This is a genomic window from Agrobacterium sp. ES01 (assembly GCF_050320885.1).
Classification (GTDB): Bacteria; Pseudomonadota; Alphaproteobacteria; order Rhizobiales; family Rhizobiaceae; genus Allorhizobium.
The window spans coordinates 343,263-363,010 of the sequence record NZ_JBNQTH010000005.1 but is presented as its reverse complement, the minus strand read 5'-3'; the positions used below and the strand labels follow the sequence as shown (position 1 = coordinate 363,010).

The window sequence follows — 19,748 nt, the reverse complement described above, 5'->3', positions numbered from 1 at the left end:
AAGGACCATTCTGATGGTCAGCCTTGGTGGAATTGCCCGCAAACTTTTCGGGTCGTCGAATGATCGCCGCATTCGCTCTTATCAACCCCGCGTCGATGAAATCAATGCGATGGAAGACGAGCTGAAAGTGCTCGATGATGCAGCACTCGCTGCCAAGACAATCGAGTTCAGGCAAAAACTGGCAGACGGCGCAAAGCTCGACGACCTGCTGGTTCCAGCATTTGCCGTTGCGCGGGAGGCCTCGCGCCGCACATTGGGAATGCGCCCCTTCGACGTCCAGCTAATAGGCGCGATGATCCTGCACGAGAATTCCATTGCCGAAATGAAGACCGGTGAAGGCAAGACGCTGGTGGCGACACTTGCGGTCTACCTGAACGCATTGGCCGGCAAGGGCGTCCACGTCGTGACCGTCAATGATTATCTGGCATCGCGCGATGCGGCAACGATGAGCAAGCTCTACAGCTTCCTTGGCATGACGACCGGTGTCATCGGTCACGGCTTGTCAGATGATGAGCGCCGTGCTGCCTATGGCTGCGACATCACCTATGCGACCAACAATGAGCTCGGCTTCGACTATCTGCGCGACAACATGAAATATGAGCGCGGCCAGATGGTTCAGCGCGATCACAATTATGCCATCGTCGACGAAGTGGACTCCATTCTGGTCGACGAAGCGCGCACGCCGCTGATCATTTCTGGTCCGCTGGACGACCGCTCCGAACTCTACAACACGATCGACGCCTTCATTCCGCTGCTTTCTGAAGACGATTACGAGATCGATGAAAAGCAACGCTCGGCCAACTTCTCAGAGGCCGGTACGGAAAAGCTTGAGAACCTTTTGAAGGATGCAGACCTCCTGAAGGGCGCCTCGCTCTACGACGTGGAAAACGTTGCAATCGTCCACCACATCAACAATGCGCTCAAGGCCCACAAGCTCTTCACCCGCGACAAGGACTATATTGTCCGTAACGACGAGATCGTCATCATCGACGAGTTTACCGGACGCATGATGCCGGGCCGTCGCTACTCCGAAGGACAGCATCAGGCTCTTGAAGCCAAGGAAAAGGTGCAGATCCAGCCGGAAAACCAGACACTGGCTTCGATCACCTTCCAGAATTATTTCCGCATGTACGACAAGCTTGCTGGCATGACCGGTACAGCCTCCACCGAAGCCGAGGAATTCGGCAATATCTACGGCCTGGACGTTGTCGAAGTGCCGACCAATCTTCCCATCGCCCGTATCGATGAGGACGACGAGGTCTACCGTTCGGCAGAAGAAAAATACAAGGCCATCATCGAAGAGATCAAGGAATGCCACGGTCGTGGACAGCCCGTCCTGGTGGGCACAACCTCGATCGAGAAGTCCGAACTGCTGGCGACCCTGCTGAAGCAGTCAGGCTTTGAAAACTTTGCTGTTCTAAACGCCCGCTATCATGAGCAGGAAGCGTATATCGTATCCCAGGCCGGCGTTCCGGGTGCGGTTACAATTGCCACCAACATGGCTGGTCGTGGTACCGACATTCAGCTCGGCGGTAATCTTGAGATGCGGCTTGAACGCGAGCTCGAGGGTGTTGAAGACCCGGCAGAACGCAGCGCCAAGGAAGCATCTGTCCGCGAAGAAGTGAAGAAGCTCAAGGACCAGGCGCTTGCCGCCGGTGGCCTTTATATCATCGCGACGGAACGGCATGAAAGCCGCCGTATCGACAACCAGTTGCGCGGTCGTGCCGGCCGTCAGGGCGACCCTGGTCGTTCCAAATTCTACCTGTCCCTTCAGGACGACCTGATGCGCATCTTCGGCTCCGACCGAATGGATTCAATGCTGCAGAAGCTCGGCCTCAAGGAAGGCGAAGCAATTGTCCATCCCTGGATCAACAAAGCCCTGGAACGCGCGCAGAAAAAGGTCGAAGCCAGAAACTTCGACATCCGCAAGAACCTCCTCAAATATGATGACGTGCTGAACGACCAGCGCAAGGTCATCTTCGAGCAGCGGCTCGAACTGATGGATATGGAAGATGTCAGCGCGACTGTCGCCGACATGCGTGAAGAAGTCGTCGAAAATGTCGTGCGCCTGCATATCCCTGAGCGTGCCTACGCCGAGCAGTGGGATACGGACGGCCTGCACGAAGCGATCCAGCGCAACCTGAACCTCGACCTGCCTATCAAGGCCTGGGCAGAAGAAGAAGGCATTGCAGAAGACGATATCGTTCAGCGCGTGACCGAAGCCGTCAACAAGGCAGCGACTGACAAGGCCGAGCGTTTTGGCCCCGAAGTGATGACCTATGTCGAGCGCTCGGTCATTCTGCAGACCATCGACAACCTCTGGCGCGAACACATCGTCAACCTCGATCACCTCCGCTCGGTCGTCGGTTTTCGTGGTTACGCGCAGCGCGATCCGTTGCAGGAATACAAGTCAGAAGCCTTTGAACTTTTCCAGGCCCTGCTTGCCAATCTGCGCGAAGCAGTGACCGCTCAGCTGATGCGCGTCGAAATCGTCCGTGAAGAACAACCCGCTCCAACGCTCCCGGCCATGGAAGGTCACCATGTGGACGCCACCACAGGTGAGGACGACTTCAACGAAAGCGTACAAGACGCAAGCTACGTTGCGCCGGAAAATCGCAACGCGCAGGATCCCGAAACGTGGGGCCGTGTCGGTCGTAACGAACCGTGCCCTTGCGGCTCCGGCAAAAAATACAAGCATTGCCACGGCGCCTACGAACAGGCGTAAGCCTTAAACGCATGACCAAATAAACGCTAGCGCGGCTGCAAAGCTTCGCTAGCGTTTTCATTTTCAGCCAGCTTCAATGGATGCTTGGGAGAAAACATGAAAAAACTTGGCTTCATCGGCACCGGCACGATTTCGGCAGCCTTCATCGAGGGTCTGGTTGCGAGTGGAAAGAACAATCCGATCCTCGTCTCGCCACGATCCCGTGAAATCTCTGCGGAGCTTTCAGAGAAATTTGCCCAAGTCCGCCGTGCCGGCTCAAACACAGAAGTCGCAGAAGCAAGCGACATTATCTTCCTCGGCATGCGCCCGCCGCAGGTGGAAGAAGCGCTGGACGGCATCGCGTTCCGGAAGGAGCAGATTGTCTGCAGTTTCGTTGCCGGACTGACCACAGACGAGCTCCGCAAAATCGTACCGAATGCCCAGATCTGCCGGGTCCTTCCATTACCTGCAATCGCGTCCGGCAAAGGCCCCGTTGCTCACTTCCCAGCTGTTCCGGAAATCCTGGAGATTCTCGCAGGCATGGGTGAAGTCGTGCTGCCGAGAGCTGAGACTGAGCTTACGGCGATGGGCGCGATCAGCGGCGTCATGTCCACTTTCATGCAGTTGGGCGACACGCTCAAAAGCTGGTTGGTCGACAGGAACGTGGAAACAGCCACAGCCGACATTTACGTGCGCGCACTCTTTGTCGGCCTCGCCGATACGGCTCTTCACTCGCCTCTGTCCCTCCTGGAACTGGCAGACGACCACCAGACCAAGGGTGGCCTCAACGAGCGCACACGCCAACATCTTGTGGAATCCGGCTGGTTTTCAGAAGTGACGAACGCAATCGAAGGCGTTCAGAAAGTAAGGCGAGAAGACCTCGACTGAAGAGTTGTGGCGACTTGCGGAACCCTTTCTTAACCCTGAACTGACATGGTTGAGAGTAAGTAAATCATTCCCAGGCGAGTATTGCGTGTCGATCATGGCGGTTGTCCAAACAGCGGAGAAAATGCTGCCGGCCAGCTTGCGGAACCTTGTGTCACCGTTGCTTCACCGCATTGCGGACGCGCTTGAGGGCGATGACGAGACGACCCGCGCGCAACGCATGGCCATGATTGCGTTTGCCATAAGAGTGCTGAGCGCTGCCATTGCGTTTGCATCGCAGATCGTCCAGGCCCGCATAATGGGTGAGTTCGAATACGGAATATTCGTCTTCGTTTGGGTTCTGGTCGTCCTGTTCGGAAACCTCTCCTGTCTCGGCTTCCATACAACCGTGATCCGTTTCCTGCCCCAATATCACGCACGAAATGAACAGGAATCGATTCGTGGACTGACCATCACGGCCCGTATTTTTGCGATGGTCTCGGCGAGCCTGTTGGCCAGCATCGGATTGCTGGCTCTCCATTTCTTCGGCGACACGATCGAGGCCTATTACATAATACCGCTCTTCCTTGGCCTTATTGCACTCCCCATGATTGCACTTGGCGATGTTCTGGACGGAACAGCGCGTGCGAACAGTTGGCCGGTCGCAGCGCTCAGTCCGACATTCATTATCCGCCCATTGCTGATCCTGTGCTTCATGCTCGCGGCAATCGGTCTGGGTGCCGAACATACAGCCACCACAGCCATGCAAGCGGCCCTTGCGGCGACCTATGTCACGACAGTCAGCCAGTTCATTGCCATCAACTTGCGTCTGCGCCGTCGCTTCGATCATGGGCCGCGAAAGATCGACTTCGGCGCATGGTTCCGGGTTGCCTTGCCGATCTTCTTCATTGAGGGGTTCAGCTTTCTGCTAACCAACTCGGATGTGGTCGTCGTCGGCCTTTATCTTGAACCGGATCAGGTCGCGATATACTTCGCCGCAGCCAAAACCATGGCCCTCGTTCAATTCGTATTCTTTGCGGTCAAGGCCGGCACCGGTCCGCGCTTTTCCGCGATGATGGCCGACAACGACAGACAAGCGCTCGCTGCCTTTGCCGGAACTGCCGCACGATGGAGCTTCTGGCCCTCGCTGGCCGTTGGACTGTTTGTGCTGGCCATCGGCAAGGTACTGCTTGGTCTTTTTGGCCCAGCCTTCGGCGTCGGCTACGCACTGATGGCAATTCTGTTCCTGGGCAGCCTCTCGAAGGCACTGGTTGGACCGGGAGAAGTGCTTTTGACCATGGCTGGAAAACAGAAACTTTGCGTCGCGCTCTATGCAGGGGCACTCGGCGCCAACATCGCCCTTAGCGTCACACTGATACCGCTTTACGGGATTACCGGTGCCGCCATCGCGACCGCAGTTGCAACATTAATCGAGGCTATTCTTCTTCACGTTGCGATACGCCGATCGCTGGGCATCGTGCTATTCGCCTTCGCAGACCCGCAATCCCTATTGAATAAAAAGACAAGGGCGATCTGACGATGGCCAATCCTCCATTTTATGACGAGAGCATGAACAGCAACGCCAACCGCATGGTTGGCGCGCTGGCGACATCGGCAACGCATGACCGCCCTGCTGCAGATATCGAAATTCCTGTCGGCAAGCCCGGCCGGGCGATGTATCTCTATCCGAGCCGAATGGGCTATGACCTTCAGGACGAACTGGAGTTCCTGTCTCACCGCGCGGTAGAGCCGAACATATTCTTTGCTGGCGGCTTTCTGGCTCCGGCCATGCCGCGTCTTGATGACCGCCATATCCGTTTAGCCCTGATCCGAGATGACGACCAGTCGCGAAGCCGCATGCGCTTTCTGATGCCATTCTCCGTGGAAAAACCTGGATTTTCCATCGGACCATCTATCATCCGCGCTTGGTCCAATCCTTTCGGGCCGCTTGGAACGCCCCTTGTCGACGTGGAAGGTGCCGCAGAAACCATCGAAAATGCGCTGATGGCCTTCGGCAACCCTGCAGCAAGTCTACCGGGCGTCCTCGTGCTTCCCGATATCAGGGTTAAAGGCACATTCTCCCAGCTCATCAAGACGCTGGCAATCAGCCGCGATCTGCCAGTGACGGTCACAAACGAGCTCGAACGTCCGATGCTGGAAAGTTTCGAGGAGGGTGAAACCTATCTCAGAAATGCAGTGTCCAAATCCCATTGGCGCGAGATGCGGCGGCAGCACAATCTGCTGTCGAGGGAAGGTGAGCTTACCTATTCCGTCGCGCGTCAACCGGAAGAGGTGCGCTTAGGTATGGAAGCATTTCTCGCGCTGGAAGTGAGCGGATGGAAAGGCCGCAAACGCAGCGCACTGGTATCAGACCGCTACCGTTCTGCTTTTGCGCGCGAGGCCATCACCAATCTCGCGCAGATGGACTCCGTGCGTATCCACACACTGGCGCTGGACGGACGCCCCATCGCTTCCATGGTGGTCTTCATCATGTCCGGTGAAGCCTATACCTGGAAAACTGCCTATGACGAGCGCTATGCCCGTTTCTCTCCCGGCAAGCTGTTGATGGTGGAATTGACGAAGTGGCACCTCGATGACGCCAATATTGAGCGCACGGATTCCTGCGCCGTTCCCGACCATTCGATCATGAGCCGCATGTGGAAGGAACGTGAGGAGATGGCGACAATTGTCATTGGCCTCACCCGCAATGCCGATCGCGACGTACGACAGGTCGCAGCACAACTTCACATGTATCGAAACACGCGCAATATCGCCCGTATTCTCCGTGACAAGATCCTGTCGCGCAGCCATCACGACTGACGGGCTTGCCCCCTATTCGGCAGCTGCTGCCTCTTTGGACTGTTCTCGTAATTCACGACGGATGACCTTGCCGCTGGTGGTCATCGGCAAGGCATCGATAAAGGCCACCTCTCGCGGGTATTCATGCATCGACAGCCGATGCTTGACCCAGTCGCTAATCTCGCGCGCGAGCATATCGCTTGCCTGATAACCATCGGACAAGACGACAAAGGCCTTCACGATCTCCGTGCGCAACGCATCCGGCTTGCCGACGACGGCTGCCAGCCGCACCGCCGGATGTCCAAGCAGGCAATCCTCGATCTCCGCTGGACCGATGCGATAGCCAGCCGACGTGATGACATCGTCGTCGCGCCCGAAAAACTCGATATAGCCATCACGGTCCTGCCGCCCAAGATCTCCGGTTTTCAACCAGTCTCCCGCGAATTTTTCACGCGTTGCCGCCTCATTTTCCCAATAGCCCAAAAACATGACGGGATCCGGTCGCTCAATGGCAACCTGACCGATTGAACCGACCGGCAGGATATTGCCTTCACCATCGACAATCTCCACCCGGTGGCCGGGAACCGCACGACCGATCTTGCCGGCCTTGGTGATTCCGAGACATGCCGCCGATGAGAGAACAAAATTGCATTCCGTCTGGCCATAAAATTCGTTCGGGATGATCCCGAGCGCAGACGTCACCCACTCATAGGTCTCGCGCCCCAGCGCTTCACCGGCGCAACCGATACTGCGCAAGACGAGATCGTATTGTTCCCGCGGTCGCTCTACCGCCTTCATCAATCGTAGTGCGGTTGGAGGAATGAAGGCATTGCGAACCTTCATCTCGGCCATGATCCTGAACGCCATGTGCGGATCGAATTTTTGCGCCGGAGAAGAGACGACGGGAACCCCAAGCATCAGGGCCGGCAAAAGCGCGTTAAGCAACCCTCCAGCCCACGCCCAGTCGGATGGGGTCCACATCTTGTCACCGGGTTGCGGCAGGAACTCATAGGCGAACTGGAAGCCCGGAATATGCCCGGCAAGTACGCGATGACCATGAAGCGCACCCTTGGGCGAGCCCGTGGTTCCGGATGTGAAAATCATCAAGGCCGGATCGTCGGCCGCCGTTTCCGCAACGGCGAAATCTGCCGCTTGATTATCCGTAAGTTCGTGGAACGCCCGGACACCGGCGCGAGGCCCATCAATGCTGATGATATCCTTGAGCGATGAAACAGGCTTGCTGATCTCATTCATGCGTGTGAGACCGAAAGCATTGGTCACCAGCACCGTGGCACCCGATGCGCTCAGACGGTATTCGAGTGCCTCCGCACCGAAGAGGAGCGCCAGCGGAACGGCGATTGCGCCCATCTTGTAAATCGCCACGTGAGCAATCACGGTCTCGAAACACTGCGGCAGGAGCAAAGCCACTCGATCGCCGGCAACAACACCCAGAGCGGTAAGCGCATTGGCAAAAGCATTCGAGCGCGCAGTCAACTGACCATACGTCAAAGTCTGATGATTGCCGTCCGGACTGAAATGCTCAAGACAAATGCTGTTTGGTGAATGGGCAGACCAGTCGTCACTGACCGCGCGACCGATATTGAAGCGTTCAGGGACATTCCAGGAAAAGTCGCGGCAAAGCGCCTCGTAAGAGTCGCGGTTTGGTAGGAACATGCGGTGTTTTCCGAAAAAAGTGACATCCGTTAGCTACCATTCCTTTCGCACCTGCACAATGGAAAGTGAATTGTCGAGCTGGCTGCCTGTCTGCTGGACAGGTTTCGACACGCCATGATAGCGTCGATTTTAGAAGGACATTATGATAGCCGCCGACGCCGTGCCTCTCTGAAATAGAGACCCCGGACCGCGCTGCGGCGATCACAAACGCAGGACCACCAGCAATGACTGACAACAGCAATACGGGCGCCAACAAGAGCGGACGCAAGCCCGCCCGCATCGGACAACGCGTCGCCAACCTGACAGTCGACGCCGATCTGCTGCCAAAGACGGGCGGCCGCAAATCTGTTGCGACAGCGGATGCAATTAACGGGCAGAAAGCCAGTATTCGTGTCTATGCACCGGTTTCGCCCGCAGCGGCAGCGCTTCAGCGTAAGGTCCAGCATCGGAATATATCGTCAACTGCCAAGCGGATCGACGCGGCCATAGAAGCCGGAAATGTGCCACCGGCCGACGCAAAAAAGATCGTGCTCAACCAGTTTATACACTGCAGTGGAAACCGCGAGACAGCTGAGAAATGGTATAGAAGCGAACACATTGCCACACTTGGCAACAAGACGCCGGCGCAGCTTGTGCGCGCTGGCGAGTTGAAGGCGCTGCTGACATTCATTAACGGCAAATAAGCTGCAAGCAGATTATCCGTGTAAGGCTCGTATCTGAGCCTCACGGAGTATCATTTTTCAATGCATGTGAAATTTGGTGCCCCTTGCCGGAATCGAACCAGCACTCCTCTCGGAACCTGATTTTGAGTCAGGCGCGTCTACCAATTCCGCCAAAGGGGCAACACAAGCGTCTAAACGCGGTAGAATAGCGCCGAAATATACGAATGCCCCCGCTTCGGTCAACCTCTATTCGCAAGGTCATGCACAATCACGAAGAGTTTTAAACCAGAAGTGTTTTGCCAGGCGTCGCGCCATTTACAGCCTTATTTCCCTTCACTAAAACCCCAGCCAGATTGACTGACAGGAAAAACGAATGCTGCGCCGTCTTTATGATTGGACCATGTCGCTGGCGGGAACCCGCCATGCCGAAAAGGCACTGTTCGGTATTTCGTTTGCAGAGAGCTCGTTTTTTCCGCTTCCACCGGATGTCTTGCTGATTCCCATGGTGATCGCCAAGCCGCTGAGATGGATCAGGCTTGCGCTCATCTGCACCATCTCCTCCTTGCTTGGCGCGTTTCTGGGCTACGCAATCGGCATGTTTCTCTATGAGACGATCGGCCAACCGATCCTGGCTTTCTACGGCAAGGAAAACTCCTTCGAACAAATTGCCGCCTGGTACAACACCTGGGGTGGGTGGGGTGTCTTATTCGCCGCGGTAACACCGTTTCCCTACAAGGTTCTGACCATTTTTTCGGGCGCTACAGGACTCAATTTCCTGGTGTTCACCATCGTCAGTATCATTGGCCGCGCAGCCCGATTTTTCCTCGTGGCGGCACTGCTTCGACTTTACGGTGAACCTATCCGGATCTTCATCGAGAAATATCTCGGACTGCTTTTTGCACTCTTTCTCATTCTTCTGCTTGGCGGCTTCTATCTCGTCAAGTTCGTGTTCTAAAGGGAACAATGACCATGCTGAACCTACGCACCGCCGCCCCCCTTCTGCCAACGATAGTCGTGACCCTCGGCATGGCAGTCGTGGTTGGCACAGCACTTGGTTTTGAACATATCGGCGGCTACATTCCGTGTGCCTTGTGCCTGCTGCAACGCAATCCCTATTACATCGGCATTCCGCTTGGAATTCTTGCCATTCTGTCCGTCGTCTTGAAGTGGCCGGCATGGCTCAGCCGGGCGCTGCTTGCCCTGATTGGCGTACTGATGCTGATCGGTGCAGGCATGGGCATCTATCATGCGGGCGTGGAATGGCAGTTCTGGGAGGGCCCGGCAAGCTGCAGCCTAAGTTCGGCGGGCGTCAGTGCAGGCGGTGGCGATATCCTCAGCCAGTTGAATGCGGTCCACGGCCCCTCCTGCTCGGAAGCGACGCTTCGCGTGCTGGGATTGTCGTTTGCCGGCTGGAACGTCATGACCAGCATCGCACTTGCCGCAATCGCGTTCTACGGCGTAACAAAAAAGGCCATGTAAGGGGCCTCTCTACGATCGATATCGCCAACATCAGGGCTGCAGTTCTGTATCCCAGTAGAGATAGTCCATCCAGCTTTCATGCAGATAGTTCGGCGGGAAGAGCCTGCCATTATTGTGAAGATCCTGCACCGTCGGACGATAGGCTTTCTGTGCTGGGAACATTTGCGCTTGGCGGGGAAGCTTGCTGCCCTTGCGCAAATTGCACGGTGAACAGGCCGCTACAACATTCTCCCACGTCGTCTGTCCGCCATGAGCTCTGGGAATCACATGATCGAAGGTCAGATCGTCCATGGAGCCGCAATACTGGCACTCGAATCTGTCGCGCAGAAACACATTGAAGCGCGTAAACGCGGGATTACGCGTGGGCTTGATATAGGTCTTGAGGCTGACAACACTCGGAACCCGCATCGAAAAGGTGGGAGAGCAGACCGAGTGATCGTATTCCGCGATGATGTTCACGCGGTCCAGAAAAACCGCCTTGATCGCATCCTGCCAGGACCACAGCGAAAGCGGATAATAACTCAGTGGCCTGTAGTCGGCATTCAAGACGAGTGCCGGCAGGGAATTAGGCGAAACTGCAATCGTCAAGGGCGTCTCCTGATCGATTCGTAATCTGCTATTTCTATATTAGGTCTGTTGTTACAGGATTGTGAAGCCAAATAAATTGGCCGGCCGCGGTTGATGCATCGTTTTCAAAGGGGCGTTGCATCCCGGCCCATGGACCTCGCGTAATAGGCCCAGAAAAGACGGGCCGCAACCGACCGCCAAGGGCTCCACACACGCGCCAGCTCCTGCACCGCGGCGACGTCTGGGCGGACCTCATGTCCGAGCGCCGATCCGACAGCGGCCCGGAGCGCCACATCGCCTGCGGGAAAAATATCGGCATGACCACCGCAGAACATCAGATAGACTTCCGCGGTCCATGGTCCGATACCGCGCAACCGCGTCAGCGCCGAAAGCGCGTCTTGAGGTGGAAGGCGCGGTATCGCCTCAAGATCGATTTCTCCTTGAGCCACGTTCTCAGCGATCAACCGCAAGGTGGCAGCCTTGGCCCTTGAAAGACCGAAGAAAGCAACGGTCTCATCATCCAGCATCAGGTAACCTTCGGCAGACAGCGGCCGTATCGCAACCGCGATGCGTCGCCATATCGCCTCAGCGCTGGCCCGGGAAACCATCTGCGAGACGACGATATGGGCAAGTCCTTCAAAGCCCGGCTCTGCAAGCCGCAACGGCAGCGGGCCGGCGGCACTCGCGATAGGCTCGAGCCTTGGATCAAGGCACAAAAGCTCACCAAGGCCCCGCTCCACATCGGCAAGATCACGAATGACCGCGAGCGTGGAACTGGTCATCGATCTATCCTCTTGGAGCCGGCGTTAATTTCGTGGCAGAAGAAAGCATGATCCCCGCACACAGTCAAAAGCCGGCTTTCCGTTTTGCACCGAGCCCCAACGGTCTCCTGCATCTCGGGCACGCCTATTCGGCAATCCTGAACTACGACCTGGCCAAAGAGGCTGATGGCCGCTTCCTCTTGCGCATGGAAGATATCGACATTGCGCGTTGTACCCCGGAATTTGAAGCCGCTATATTCGACGATATGAGTTGGCTTGGATTGAGGTGGGAAAAGCCCGTCCGCCGCCAATCAGAACATCTCGACACCTACAAAAAATCACTGGAGCGCCTCATTGGGCGCGGTCTTGCCTATCCGGCGTTCATGACACGGGGCGAGGTGAAGGCCTGTGTGGCAGAGGCGCAAGATCGCGGAATGGCATGGCCACGAGATCCGGATGGCGCACCGCACTACCCTCTCCGAGACCGTCACATGAGCGCGGATGAACGGAATATCCGCATCGCGAATGGCGCACGCCATGCCTGGCGGCTTGATATGCGACAAGCCATCGCCGAGCTGAGCGGCGAGCTCACCTGGCAAGAAAGCGGTGATGGCGAGGTTGGCACGATTTCAGCAGATCCTGCGGCATGGGGCGATGTCGTTCTATGGCGCTCGGATGCGCCAGCCAGCTACCATCTGTCTGTCGTGCTGGACGATGCCGACCAGGAAATCACCCACGTCGTCAGAGGACTCGATCTGTTCCATGCGACCAGCGTCCACCGTTTGCTGCAGGAATTGATGGGCTTGCCGCAACCCACTTATCATCATCACAGGCTGATCCTGGCGGAAGATGGTCGCAAGCTTTCCAAGAGCGAAAAGTCGACTGGGCTGTCGCAACTAAGAACAGCCGGCCTCTCACCTGCGGCTGTTCGCCGGCTCCTTGATATGTGATGGACCAGGCGGGCCAGGGGATTGGCGCGGTGCCATGCCGGCAAACTTCAACAAGGCGGCATTGAATTCCGCACCGATCAGGAAAATCACCCCGACCATGTAAAGGAAGATCAGGACCACCATGATTGAGGCCAGACCGGCATAGGTGGCGGAATAATTCGCAAAGGTCGCGAGGTAAGACGCAAACCCGATCCCGCCAAGCATCCAGAGCAGCAGTGTCAGCGCCACACCCGGCAACACATCGATCAGCCGACGCTTGCCGGCTGGAAGACCGAGATGCGACAGCAAAAGACCGACAACGAGAACAGCAACTGTGCCCAGAAGCCGCCAGCTTGAAATGGTGGCAAGCAGGTCTTCCATCCAGGGGAACCACTTCTCCGCAAAGGACAGGGCAATCGGCACCGCCACCAGCAGGAGACTAAGCGCAGCCAGTGCGACAACGGCAGCCAGCACGAATCCAAGACTGAAAAGCCGCGTCACATACCACGGCCTGCTTTCGCTCACCCGGTAGGCGCGGTTTAGAGAAACGCGTAGCGCCTCGACACCATTGGAAGCGAAATAGGCAGCAGCCAGAACCGAGATGGTCAGCAGCCCGCCGCGCTGGATCGTCAACACTTCCACCACCTGGTCCGAAAGCGGTGTTGCTATTGCTTCCGGCCATGTGTCGAAGATCAGATGGATCGCCGTTTCGGCAAACTGGTCCGCTCCGAGGAAAGACGCAAGCGCCGTCCCGAAGATCAAAAAGGGGAACACTGCAAGCAGAATAGACAGTGCGACATGGCTCGCCATTGCCCAACCGTCGTCTTCGCTGAAATGCATCAAAGCATCATAGGTCACCTTGTAGAACATTCGAAGGAAAGGCCGCATTCGATCTCCCTGATTGGTCGACGCCAATTGTATCGCCCTTGCGAATATGGGAAACCGGGCACGGTTTGTACAGGAAACAATAAAAATGACGGAACGCCGCACCATCATCGTCACTGGTTGCTCCACCGGCATCGGGGCATATTGCGCGCGAGCGCTCAAGAGCGATGGATGGCGCGTTTTTGCGACTGTCAGACGCGATGAAGACCAAATTTCGCTCGAAGCAGATGGAATCGAAACCTTCCTCATGGACTATACCGATCACGACAGCATTGGTGCATTTGTGACGGCGGTGCATGAGCGGTCGAATGGCCGCATCGATGCGTTGTTCAACAACGGCGCCTACGGCCAGCCAGGCGCAGTCGAAGATCTCTCGACCGATGTGTTGCGCCAGCAATTCGAGACGAATGTCTTCGGTTGGCACGAACTGACACGCCGCGTTATCCCGATGATGCGGGCTCGCGGAGCCGGTCGGATCATTCAGTGCTCCTCAATCCTTGGACTCATTCCCTACCGTTTTCGCGGTGCCTATACGGCGTCGAAATTTGCGCTTGAGGGCTTGAGCATTACCATGCGCATGGAACTGCAAGGCAGCGGCATACATGTGAGCTTGATTGAACCCGGCCCCATCGAAAGCCGCTTCACCGCAACGGCGTTGAAGCACATCGAAAACAATATCGACCTTCTGAACTCGCCCCATGCGCGCGAATACGAACGTCAGCTTGCACGCCTCAATGGCACGGGACCAATCAACAAGCACAAGCTTGGACCCGACGCTGTCTATCGCGTTTTAAGGCATGCCTTGACCGCCGACGATCCGCGCCCACATTATCTCGTAACCACACCAGCCAAGCAGGGCGCATTTTTGAAAAGGCTGATGCCTTCCGGTTTGTTCTACAAGCTGATGCGCAAGCTGGATTAATGCCAATAGGAAGGCACACAATTTAGATGTCCGGTTTCACCACAGTTCTGGCCCTGATCGTCATGGGCCTCGTCGTCCTTGTTCTTATCCGCGGGCTCTTCAACATGATGAAGGGCGGCGACAGCAACCTTTCCAACAAGCTTATGCGAATGCGCATCGTGCTGCAGGCGGCTGCCATCGCCCTTATCATGCTGACGCTGTGGCTGACCGGTGGCGGTCGATAGGGATAGGACATGGTCAAGCTCAACAAGATCTACACACGCACCGGCGATGACGGAACAACGGCACTTGTTACCGGCCCACGCCGCCTGAAACACGACCTGCGTGTCGACGCCTATGGAACAGTCGACGAAACGAATAGCTGCATTGGTATTGCCCGCCTCTACACGGCGGATATGGCAATCCTCGATGGGATGCTCATGCGCATTCAAAACGACCTCTTTGACCTTGGAGCCGATCTGGCGACGCCAGATACCGGAAAGCCACCGGAATATGAGCCGCTAAGAATTGTTCAAAGCCAGGTCGACCGCATTGAAGCAGACATCGACGCGCTCAACGCGGAGCTCGAACCGCTGACATCCTTCGTTTTGCCAGGCGGCTCACCGGCCGCGGCCAATCTGCACCTTGCCCGTACCATCTCGCGCAGGGCCGAGCGGTTGATGGTTGCGCTGATGACCAGCGATGGGGAAATCGTCGACGCGCCCGCGCTCAGATATATCAATCGCCTGTCCGATTTTCTGTTCGTTGCCGCCCGCCATGCCAATGATCAAGGCAAAAGTGATATTCTCTGGGTACCGGGCGCGAACAGATAATATAGCCGATGAGGGCGGACCATGTTCATACCACTGCATGACAGAAACGCCCTCAAACATATCAGGCGGCAATATGTCACATTCGGCCTGATTCTGACCAATGTCGCAATCTGGGCCTTCACCGCACTCTTGCCGGAAAATGTGACCGATGCTGCCGTCGTCGGCCTCGGTTTCATCCCGGCCGTCTCCCTGGACTACGCCGTTCTTCCGGCAGACCTTGAACTGGTCCCGTCAGAAGCAACCGCGCTTACCTATGCCTTTCTGCATCGTGATCTCCTGCATCTGGGCTCGAACATGCTGTTTCTTTGGGTGTTCGGAGACAATGTCGAAGACGCCCTGGGTCACGTTCGCTTTCTGGTCTTCTATCTGCTTTGTGCAGTCGCTGGCGCCATCGTCCATGCTCTTGTGGTGCCTGCGTCTCCCGCTCCGCTAATCGGTGCGTCAGGAGCGATTTCAGGTGTGGTGGCAGCTTACGTCCTTCTTCATCCCAAAGTGCGGATATGGGTGCTGGTTTTGTTTCGCTTCCCACTACCGCTTCCCGCCTTCATTCCACTCGTCTTCTGGATCGGTCAGCAATTTTTTCTGCTGGCGACGGATCACGACAGCAATGTCTCATGGGGTGCCCATGTCGGCGGCATATGCGCAGGCGCAATACTCGTCATTTTCATGCGGCGGCGGGGGGTGCCATTGTTCGACCGGACGATCGTCACACCCAAGGCTGTGCAGCATGAGGTGACCACGCCACCGGTCGCAATGCCTCGCTCTTTCGCCGAACAACGCAAACCCGTTCACTGGGGGCGATAAGATGAAATCCACAGAATTGACCTTCACGTAAACGGAAGTTAATCGGTTTAAGCAGATTACGCAGGTGCGCGACGTTGTAATTGGAGAAAAAATGCGTATCCATGTCGCCGACTGACTATCGAACGCTTGTTTGAAGATGCATTTTCAAGCGGACGGCACGGAAGGAAAAAGCCCATGAAAGTACTTGTAACGGTCAAGCGCGTTGTCGACTACAACGTGAAGATCCGCGTGAAGCCGGACGCCTCCGGTGTCGAGCTCGCAAACGTGAAAATGTCGATGAACCCGTTCGATGAGATTGCGGTTGAAGAGGCACTTCGCCTGAAGGAAGCTGGCAAGGCAGAGGAAGTCGTCGTCGTATCGATTGGCCCGGCCAAAGCTGAAGAAACGCTTCGCACCGGCCTTGCCATGGGTGCCGACCGTGCCATTCTGGTTGAGACCGACGACATCGTCGAGCCTCTCGCCGTCGCAAAGCTGCTCAAGGGTGTCATCGAAGCCGAACAGCCCGGCCTCGTCATCACCGGAAAGCAGGCGATCGACGATGACAGCAACCAGACAGGCCAGATGCTCTCTGCACTTCTCGGATGGCCGCAGGCAACCTTTGCCTCCAAACTCGACATCAAGGACGGCTCGGCAGACGTGACGCGCGAAGTGGACGGTGGTCTGCAGACGATCAACGTCAAGCTTCCAGCCGTCGTGACCACCGATCTGCGCCTGAACGAGCCGCGCTACGCCTCTCTGCCAAACATCATGAAGGCAAAAAAGAAGCCGCTCGACAAGAAGACACCGGCGGATCTCGGCGTCGACACCACAGCACGCCTGAAGGTTTTGAAGACCGAAGAACCAGGTGGCCGCAAGGCTGGTGTCAAGGTTGGTTCGGTTGCCGAACTGGTCGAAAAACTCAAGACCGAAGCCGGCGTGCTTTGAAGTCGGAACGGATAGGAGAACACTAGAATGGCCATTCTTCTTCTGGCAGAACATGACAACCAGACCGTCTCGGATCAGACAGCCAAGGCTTTGACCGCTGCAGCAAAGATCGGCGGAGACGTTCATGTGCTCGTCGCAGGCGCCGGAGCCAAGGCGGCGGCTGATCATGCTGCAAAGCTCTCAGGCGTCTCCAAGGTTATGCTTGCAGATGACGCGTCGCTCGGCAACAACCTTGCCGAACCTCTGGCGGCACTGATCGTGTCACTGGCGGCATCCTACGATGTTATCATGGCGGCAGCTACGAGCGTCGGCAAGAACGTGCTGCCGCGTGTTGCAGCTCTGCTCGACGTGATGCAGATCTCGGAAATCACCGAAGTCGTCTCCGCGGACACCTTCAAGCGTCCGATCTATGCCGGCAATGCCATCCAGACGGTTCAGTCCACCGATGCCAAGAAAGTCATCACGGTGCGTACGGCATCCTTCGCAGCGGTTGGAGAAGATGGATCCGGTTCCGTCGAAACGGTATCGGCTGCTGAAAACCCCGGCATATCGAGCCATGTCTCTGATGCGCTTTCCTCCTCTGACCGCCCGGAACTGACCTCGGCCAAGATCATCATCTCTGGTGGCCGCGCGCTTGGCTCGTCCGAGAAGTTCAAGGAAGTGATCCTTCCGGTCGCCGACAAGCTCGGCGCTGCCGTTGGCGCCTCACGTGCAGCCGTCGATGCGGGTTACGCACCCAACGACTGGCAGGTCGGCCAGACGGGCAAGGTGGTCGCTCCGGAACTCTACATCGCCTGCGGTATTTCGGGCGCGATCCAGCACCTGGCCGGCATGAAGGATTCCAAAGTCATCGTTGCCATCAACAAGGACGAGGAAGCGCCGATCTTCCAGGTCGCAGACTACGGTCTCGTGGCAGACCTGTTCGAGGCACTGCCCGAGCTTGAAAAGGCCCTCTGAGGCACTGGCCTTTCGCATCTGCGAAAAGACTGGAAAAAGCCATTCGGCGGGTCTATCAATTTGCCGGGCTGCAACAGCGGCCCGGCATATTTGTCTGCACGGACGATAAACTGGGCGAGGAGATTTTCATGGTTTCTGTCATCAGCAATGTCGGAGTTATCGGAGCCGGCCAGATGGGTTGCGGCATTGCTCATGTTGCGGCGATGTCAGGCTACAAAGTGAAGATCTACGACCTCTCCCAGGAGCGTATCGAAACAGGCCTCGCCACCATCAACGGCAACCTCGCCCGCCAGGTCGGTGCCGGCAAGCTGAGCGAAGAAGATCGTAAGGCGGCCATCGACCGCATTTCCGGCAGCTCGGACGTCCAGGATCTCGCTCCCATGGATCTGGTCATTGAAGCCGCGACCGAAGACGAAACGATCAAACGCAAGATCTTTGCTCAGGTCTGTCCAATCCTGAAGCCCGAGGCTTTGCTCGCGACCAATACGTCATCTCTCTCCATCACCCGCCTCGCAGCAGCGACGGATCGTCCTGAGCGTTTCATGGGCATACATTTCATGAACCCGGTGCCGGTGATGAAGCTCGTCGAACTCGTGCGTGGCATTGCCACCGAGGAAGTGACCTTCAACACCGCCAAGGACTTCGTCCGCTCGCTCGACAAGACGATTACTGTCGCAGAAGATTTTCCAGCCTTCATCGTCAATCGCATATTGCTCCCGATGATCAACGAAGCAATCTACACGCTTTATGAAGGCGTCGGTTCCGTCGAGGCGATAGATACCGCCATGAAGCTAGGTGCCAATCATCCGATGGGACCTCTCCAGCTTGCAGACTTCATAGGATTGGATACCTGCCTGTCGATCATGCAGGTTCTGCATGACGGCTTGGCTGATTCAAAATACCGCCCCTGCCCGCTGCTGGTAAAATATGTCGAAGCCGGCTGGCTTGGCCGGAAATCCGGTCGCGGGTTTTACGACTATCGGGGCGAGATACCGCTTCCGACCCGATAAGTCGCATCATGGAGAAATCGCCGCTGGAAGGCTTCGCTTCAGTTGGATGCTTGAAGAGTGTCTGGAGAAGGCATGGCGATTGTCAAAGGCTGCGGAGCACGTGGAAAATACCACAAAGCGCATCCAATCACAGTCAGAACGGTCACCGCCACAGCGTAGATTTTCATCACTTGCCCCTCTTTCGCAATGTATCCTGCGATTGAGTCAGACTAACATTCACATCTATACGCACATAAAAGCATTTCAGTATAAGTTTAAAGACCTATCGTAATTTAATTTCCTATGGCGGCACCAAATGGGTGCAATCAACTGTTGGGTGGCGATTTCGCACCTTCAATCAACGCTTTTGCATCATCGCTGTCCCACTCTGCAGGACCGTTCATGGAACCCAGAAGACATCCCTTCTCGTTGACAAGCAAGGTTACGGGAAGACCGAAGGCCAGCCCCTCTTTCTTCAGATCGTTGAAAACGCCCATGCTGCTGTCCCGGTAGAGACCGAGGCTGTCGACACCCGTCTCAGTCATAAAGGCCTTGGGCTTGTCGGCGCCACCCGTATCGATGTTGACGGCAACGACCTGGAAATGATCGTCTCCCATCTCTTTTTCCAGAGCGTTGAGCGCCGGCATCTCCTCGCGGCACGGCACGCACCAGGTCGCCCACAGATTGAGAAGCACGGTTTTGCCTGCAAAGTCTTTCAGCGACGTGTCAGCGTCTCTCGCATCCTTGAAGATGATATTTGTCAGTTTGCGCGGCTCTGTAACGGCCGTCATCGCGGCCACCTCGCCCTTGGTGAGTGTCTTCAAGGACTGCGCCTGCTCGACACTTGGCGCACATTCAGAGGCATCAGCTGAAACCGTGGCATTGCCATATCCCGTCTCCTTCACGTATACCGCTGCCGCGCCGGCGATAATGCCGGCAATCGCCGCTATCGCAATAAGTTTGGCCGAAGGAAGTCCGAGAGTTCTTTTTTCCGTCATTACATTCTCCAGGATGGG

Annotated in this window: 20 protein-coding genes and 1 tRNA gene; 15 read left to right on the top strand and 6 right to left on the bottom strand. The window is 56.5% G+C overall.

The window, feature by feature from the left end; all coding sequences use genetic code 11:
- Positions 1-13 precede the first annotated feature (13 nt).
- The 4 genes from secA to ACQQ2Q_RS16945 all read left to right on the top strand — a co-directional run bounded on the left by secA (position 14) and on the right by ACQQ2Q_RS16945 (position 6,388).
- On the top strand, positions 14-2,725 hold the full coding sequence (gene secA, locus ACQQ2Q_RS16960) for a preprotein translocase subunit SecA (RefSeq protein ID WP_428188280.1): 2,712 nt from the start codon (positions 14-16) through the stop codon (positions 2,723-2,725).
- Positions 2,726-2,821: 96 nt separating this feature from the next.
- Positions 2,822-3,592: an NAD(P)-binding domain-containing protein gene (locus ACQQ2Q_RS16955; RefSeq protein WP_428188279.1), complete on the top strand. Its 771-nt coding sequence runs from the start codon at positions 2,822-2,824 to the stop codon at positions 3,590-3,592.
- Positions 3,593-3,686: 94 nt separating this feature from the next.
- The gene (locus tag ACQQ2Q_RS16950) at positions 3,687-5,105 is read left to right on the top strand and encodes a lipopolysaccharide biosynthesis protein (protein ID WP_428188327.1); all 1,419 of its coding nucleotides are present in this window, start codon (positions 3,687-3,689) and stop codon (positions 5,103-5,105) included.
- A gap of 2 nt (positions 5,106-5,107) precedes the next feature.
- Positions 5,108-6,388: a GNAT family N-acetyltransferase gene (locus ACQQ2Q_RS16945; RefSeq protein ID WP_428188278.1), complete on the top strand. Its 1,281-nt coding sequence runs from the start codon at positions 5,108-5,110 to the stop codon at positions 6,386-6,388.
- Positions 6,389-6,400: 12 nt separating this feature from the next.
- Here the strand turns inward: ACQQ2Q_RS16945 and ACQQ2Q_RS16940 are convergent, their stop codons facing one another.
- Positions 6,401-8,041 (bottom strand): AMP-binding protein, encoded by a 1,641-nt coding sequence (locus ACQQ2Q_RS16940; protein ID WP_428188277.1) that lies wholly within the window; start codon positions 8,039-8,041, stop codon positions 6,401-6,403.
- Positions 8,042-8,265: 224 nt separating this feature from the next.
- Between ACQQ2Q_RS16940 and ACQQ2Q_RS16935 the strand changes: the two genes are divergently transcribed.
- On the top strand, positions 8,266-8,724 hold the full coding sequence (locus ACQQ2Q_RS16935) for a hypothetical protein (RefSeq protein WP_428188276.1): 459 nt from the start codon (positions 8,266-8,268) through the stop codon (positions 8,722-8,724).
- A gap of 74 nt (positions 8,725-8,798) precedes the next feature.
- Here ACQQ2Q_RS16935 and ACQQ2Q_RS16930 read toward each other — a convergent pair.
- Positions 8,799-8,883, bottom strand: a tRNA-Leu gene (locus ACQQ2Q_RS16930).
- A 193-nt stretch (positions 8,884-9,076) separates the two neighbouring features.
- On the opposite strand from ACQQ2Q_RS16930, the gene ACQQ2Q_RS16925 reads away from it, so the two are divergent.
- Together ACQQ2Q_RS16925 and ACQQ2Q_RS16920 are read left to right on the top strand one after the other, a co-directional pair.
- Complete coding sequence (locus ACQQ2Q_RS16925; RefSeq protein WP_428188275.1) at positions 9,077-9,658, top strand: YqaA family protein; 582 nt, start codon at positions 9,077-9,079, stop codon at positions 9,656-9,658.
- Between the two features lie 14 nt (positions 9,659-9,672).
- Positions 9,673-10,182 (top strand): disulfide bond formation protein B, encoded by a 510-nt coding sequence (locus ACQQ2Q_RS16920; RefSeq protein WP_428188274.1) that lies wholly within the window; start codon positions 9,673-9,675, stop codon positions 10,180-10,182.
- Between the two features lie 30 nt (positions 10,183-10,212).
- Here ACQQ2Q_RS16920 and ACQQ2Q_RS16915 read toward each other — a convergent pair whose 3' ends face one another.
- Both ACQQ2Q_RS16915 and ACQQ2Q_RS16910 read right to left on the bottom strand, forming a co-directional pair.
- Positions 10,213-10,770, bottom strand: coding sequence for an HNH endonuclease (locus ACQQ2Q_RS16915; protein ID WP_428188273.1), 558 nt, complete (start codon positions 10,768-10,770; stop codon positions 10,213-10,215).
- A 104-nt stretch (positions 10,771-10,874) separates the two neighbouring features.
- Entirely contained in the window at positions 10,875-11,531 is a 657-nt protein-coding gene (locus ACQQ2Q_RS16910) for a DNA-3-methyladenine glycosylase family protein (protein ID WP_428188272.1), read from the bottom strand.
- Positions 11,532-11,578: 47 nt separating this feature from the next.
- Between ACQQ2Q_RS16910 and gluQRS the strand changes: the two genes are divergently transcribed.
- Entirely contained in the window at positions 11,579-12,460 is an 882-nt protein-coding gene (gluQRS, locus tag ACQQ2Q_RS16905; protein ID WP_428188271.1) for a tRNA glutamyl-Q(34) synthetase GluQRS, read from the top strand.
- Here the strand turns inward: gluQRS and ACQQ2Q_RS16900 are convergent.
- Complete coding sequence (locus tag ACQQ2Q_RS16900) at positions 12,425-13,327, bottom strand: YihY/virulence factor BrkB family protein (RefSeq protein WP_428188270.1); 903 nt, start codon at positions 13,325-13,327, stop codon at positions 12,425-12,427. The genes gluQRS and ACQQ2Q_RS16900 overlap by 36 nt on opposite strands.
- Positions 13,328-13,412: 85 nt before the next feature.
- On the opposite strand from ACQQ2Q_RS16900, the gene ACQQ2Q_RS16895 reads away from it, so the two are divergent.
- The 7 genes from ACQQ2Q_RS16895 (at position 13,413) to ACQQ2Q_RS16865 (ending at position 18,753) form a co-directional block, all read left to right on the top strand.
- A complete protein-coding gene (locus ACQQ2Q_RS16895; protein WP_428188269.1) occupies positions 13,413-14,246 on the top strand; it encodes an SDR family oxidoreductase in 834 nt (277 codons plus the stop codon).
- A gap of 26 nt (positions 14,247-14,272) precedes the next feature.
- Positions 14,273-14,470, top strand: coding sequence for a twin transmembrane helix small protein (locus tag ACQQ2Q_RS16890; RefSeq protein ID WP_428188268.1), 198 nt, complete (start codon positions 14,273-14,275; stop codon positions 14,468-14,470).
- Between the two features lie 9 nt (positions 14,471-14,479).
- Positions 14,480-15,058, top strand: coding sequence for a cob(I)yrinic acid a,c-diamide adenosyltransferase (locus tag ACQQ2Q_RS16885; protein WP_428188267.1), 579 nt, complete (start codon positions 14,480-14,482; stop codon positions 15,056-15,058).
- 21 nt (positions 15,059-15,079) lie between these two features.
- Positions 15,080-15,862 carry a rhomboid family intramembrane serine protease gene (locus ACQQ2Q_RS16880; protein WP_428188266.1) on the top strand — a complete coding sequence of 261 codons (783 nt, stop codon included), beginning with the start codon at positions 15,080-15,082 and terminating at the stop codon, positions 15,860-15,862.
- Positions 15,863-16,036: 174 nt separating this feature from the next.
- Positions 16,037-16,786, top strand: a complete 750-nt coding sequence (locus ACQQ2Q_RS16875; protein WP_428188265.1) for an electron transfer flavoprotein subunit beta/FixA family protein — start codon at positions 16,037-16,039, stop codon at positions 16,784-16,786.
- 27 nt (positions 16,787-16,813) lie between these two features.
- Positions 16,814-17,743 carry an electron transfer flavoprotein subunit alpha/FixB family protein gene (locus ACQQ2Q_RS16870; protein WP_428188264.1) on the top strand — a complete coding sequence of 310 codons (930 nt, stop codon included), beginning with the start codon at positions 16,814-16,816 and terminating at the stop codon, positions 17,741-17,743.
- 128 nt (positions 17,744-17,871) lie between these two features.
- Positions 17,872-18,753: a 3-hydroxybutyryl-CoA dehydrogenase gene (locus ACQQ2Q_RS16865; protein ID WP_428188263.1), complete on the top strand. Its 882-nt coding sequence runs from the start codon at positions 17,872-17,874 to the stop codon at positions 18,751-18,753.
- 305 nt (positions 18,754-19,058) lie between these two features.
- Here ACQQ2Q_RS16865 and tlpA read toward each other — a convergent pair whose 3' ends face one another.
- Positions 19,059-19,730 (bottom strand): thiol:disulfide interchange protein TlpA, encoded by a 672-nt coding sequence (gene tlpA / locus ACQQ2Q_RS16860; protein ID WP_428188262.1) that lies wholly within the window; start codon positions 19,728-19,730, stop codon positions 19,059-19,061.
- Positions 19,731-19,748 lie beyond the last annotated feature (18 nt).

What these genes read in the sequence shown, in the direction of transcription:
- ACQQ2Q_RS16875 (WP_428188265.1), top strand. Translation starts at nt 16,037, where the DNA reads ATGAAAGTACTTGTAACGGTCAAGCGCGTTGTCGACTACAACGTGAAG.
- tlpA (WP_428188262.1), bottom strand. Translation starts at nt 19,730, where the DNA reads ATGACGGAAAAAAGAACTCTCGGACTTCCTTCGGCCAAACTTATTGCG.
- secA (WP_428188280.1), top strand. Translation starts at nt 14, where the DNA reads ATGGTCAGCCTTGGTGGAATTGCCCGCAAACTTTTCGGGTCGTCGAAT.
- ACQQ2Q_RS16870 (WP_428188264.1), top strand. Translation starts at nt 16,814, where the DNA reads ATGGCCATTCTTCTTCTGGCAGAACATGACAACCAGACCGTCTCGGAT.
- ACQQ2Q_RS16935 (WP_428188276.1), top strand. Translation starts at nt 8,266, where the DNA reads ATGACTGACAACAGCAATACGGGCGCCAACAAGAGCGGACGCAAGCCC.
- ACQQ2Q_RS16865 (WP_428188263.1), top strand. Translation starts at nt 17,872, where the DNA reads ATGGTTTCTGTCATCAGCAATGTCGGAGTTATCGGAGCCGGCCAGATG.
- ACQQ2Q_RS16895 (WP_428188269.1), top strand. Translation starts at nt 13,413, where the DNA reads ATGACGGAACGCCGCACCATCATCGTCACTGGTTGCTCCACCGGCATC.
- ACQQ2Q_RS16910 (WP_428188272.1), bottom strand. Translation starts at nt 11,531, where the DNA reads ATGACCAGTTCCACGCTCGCGGTCATTCGTGATCTTGCCGATGTGGAG.
- ACQQ2Q_RS16945 (WP_428188278.1), top strand. Translation starts at nt 5,108, where the DNA reads ATGGCCAATCCTCCATTTTATGACGAGAGCATGAACAGCAACGCCAAC.
- ACQQ2Q_RS16955 (WP_428188279.1), top strand. Translation starts at nt 2,822, where the DNA reads ATGAAAAAACTTGGCTTCATCGGCACCGGCACGATTTCGGCAGCCTTC.
- ACQQ2Q_RS16890 (WP_428188268.1), top strand. Translation starts at nt 14,273, where the DNA reads ATGTCCGGTTTCACCACAGTTCTGGCCCTGATCGTCATGGGCCTCGTC.
- ACQQ2Q_RS16950 (WP_428188327.1), top strand. Translation starts at nt 3,687, where the DNA reads ATGGCGGTTGTCCAAACAGCGGAGAAAATGCTGCCGGCCAGCTTGCGG.
- ACQQ2Q_RS16885 (WP_428188267.1), top strand. Translation starts at nt 14,480, where the DNA reads ATGGTCAAGCTCAACAAGATCTACACACGCACCGGCGATGACGGAACA.
- ACQQ2Q_RS16900 (WP_428188270.1), bottom strand. Translation starts at nt 13,327, where the DNA reads ATGCGGCCTTTCCTTCGAATGTTCTACAAGGTGACCTATGATGCTTTG.
- ACQQ2Q_RS16880 (WP_428188266.1), top strand. Translation starts at nt 15,080, where the DNA reads ATGTTCATACCACTGCATGACAGAAACGCCCTCAAACATATCAGGCGG.
- ACQQ2Q_RS16940 (WP_428188277.1), bottom strand. Translation starts at nt 8,041, where the DNA reads ATGTTCCTACCAAACCGCGACTCTTACGAGGCGCTTTGCCGCGACTTT.
- ACQQ2Q_RS16925 (WP_428188275.1), top strand. Translation starts at nt 9,077, where the DNA reads ATGCTGCGCCGTCTTTATGATTGGACCATGTCGCTGGCGGGAACCCGC.
- gluQRS (WP_428188271.1), top strand. Translation starts at nt 11,579, where the DNA reads ATGATCCCCGCACACAGTCAAAAGCCGGCTTTCCGTTTTGCACCGAGC.
- ACQQ2Q_RS16920 (WP_428188274.1), top strand. Translation starts at nt 9,673, where the DNA reads ATGCTGAACCTACGCACCGCCGCCCCCCTTCTGCCAACGATAGTCGTG.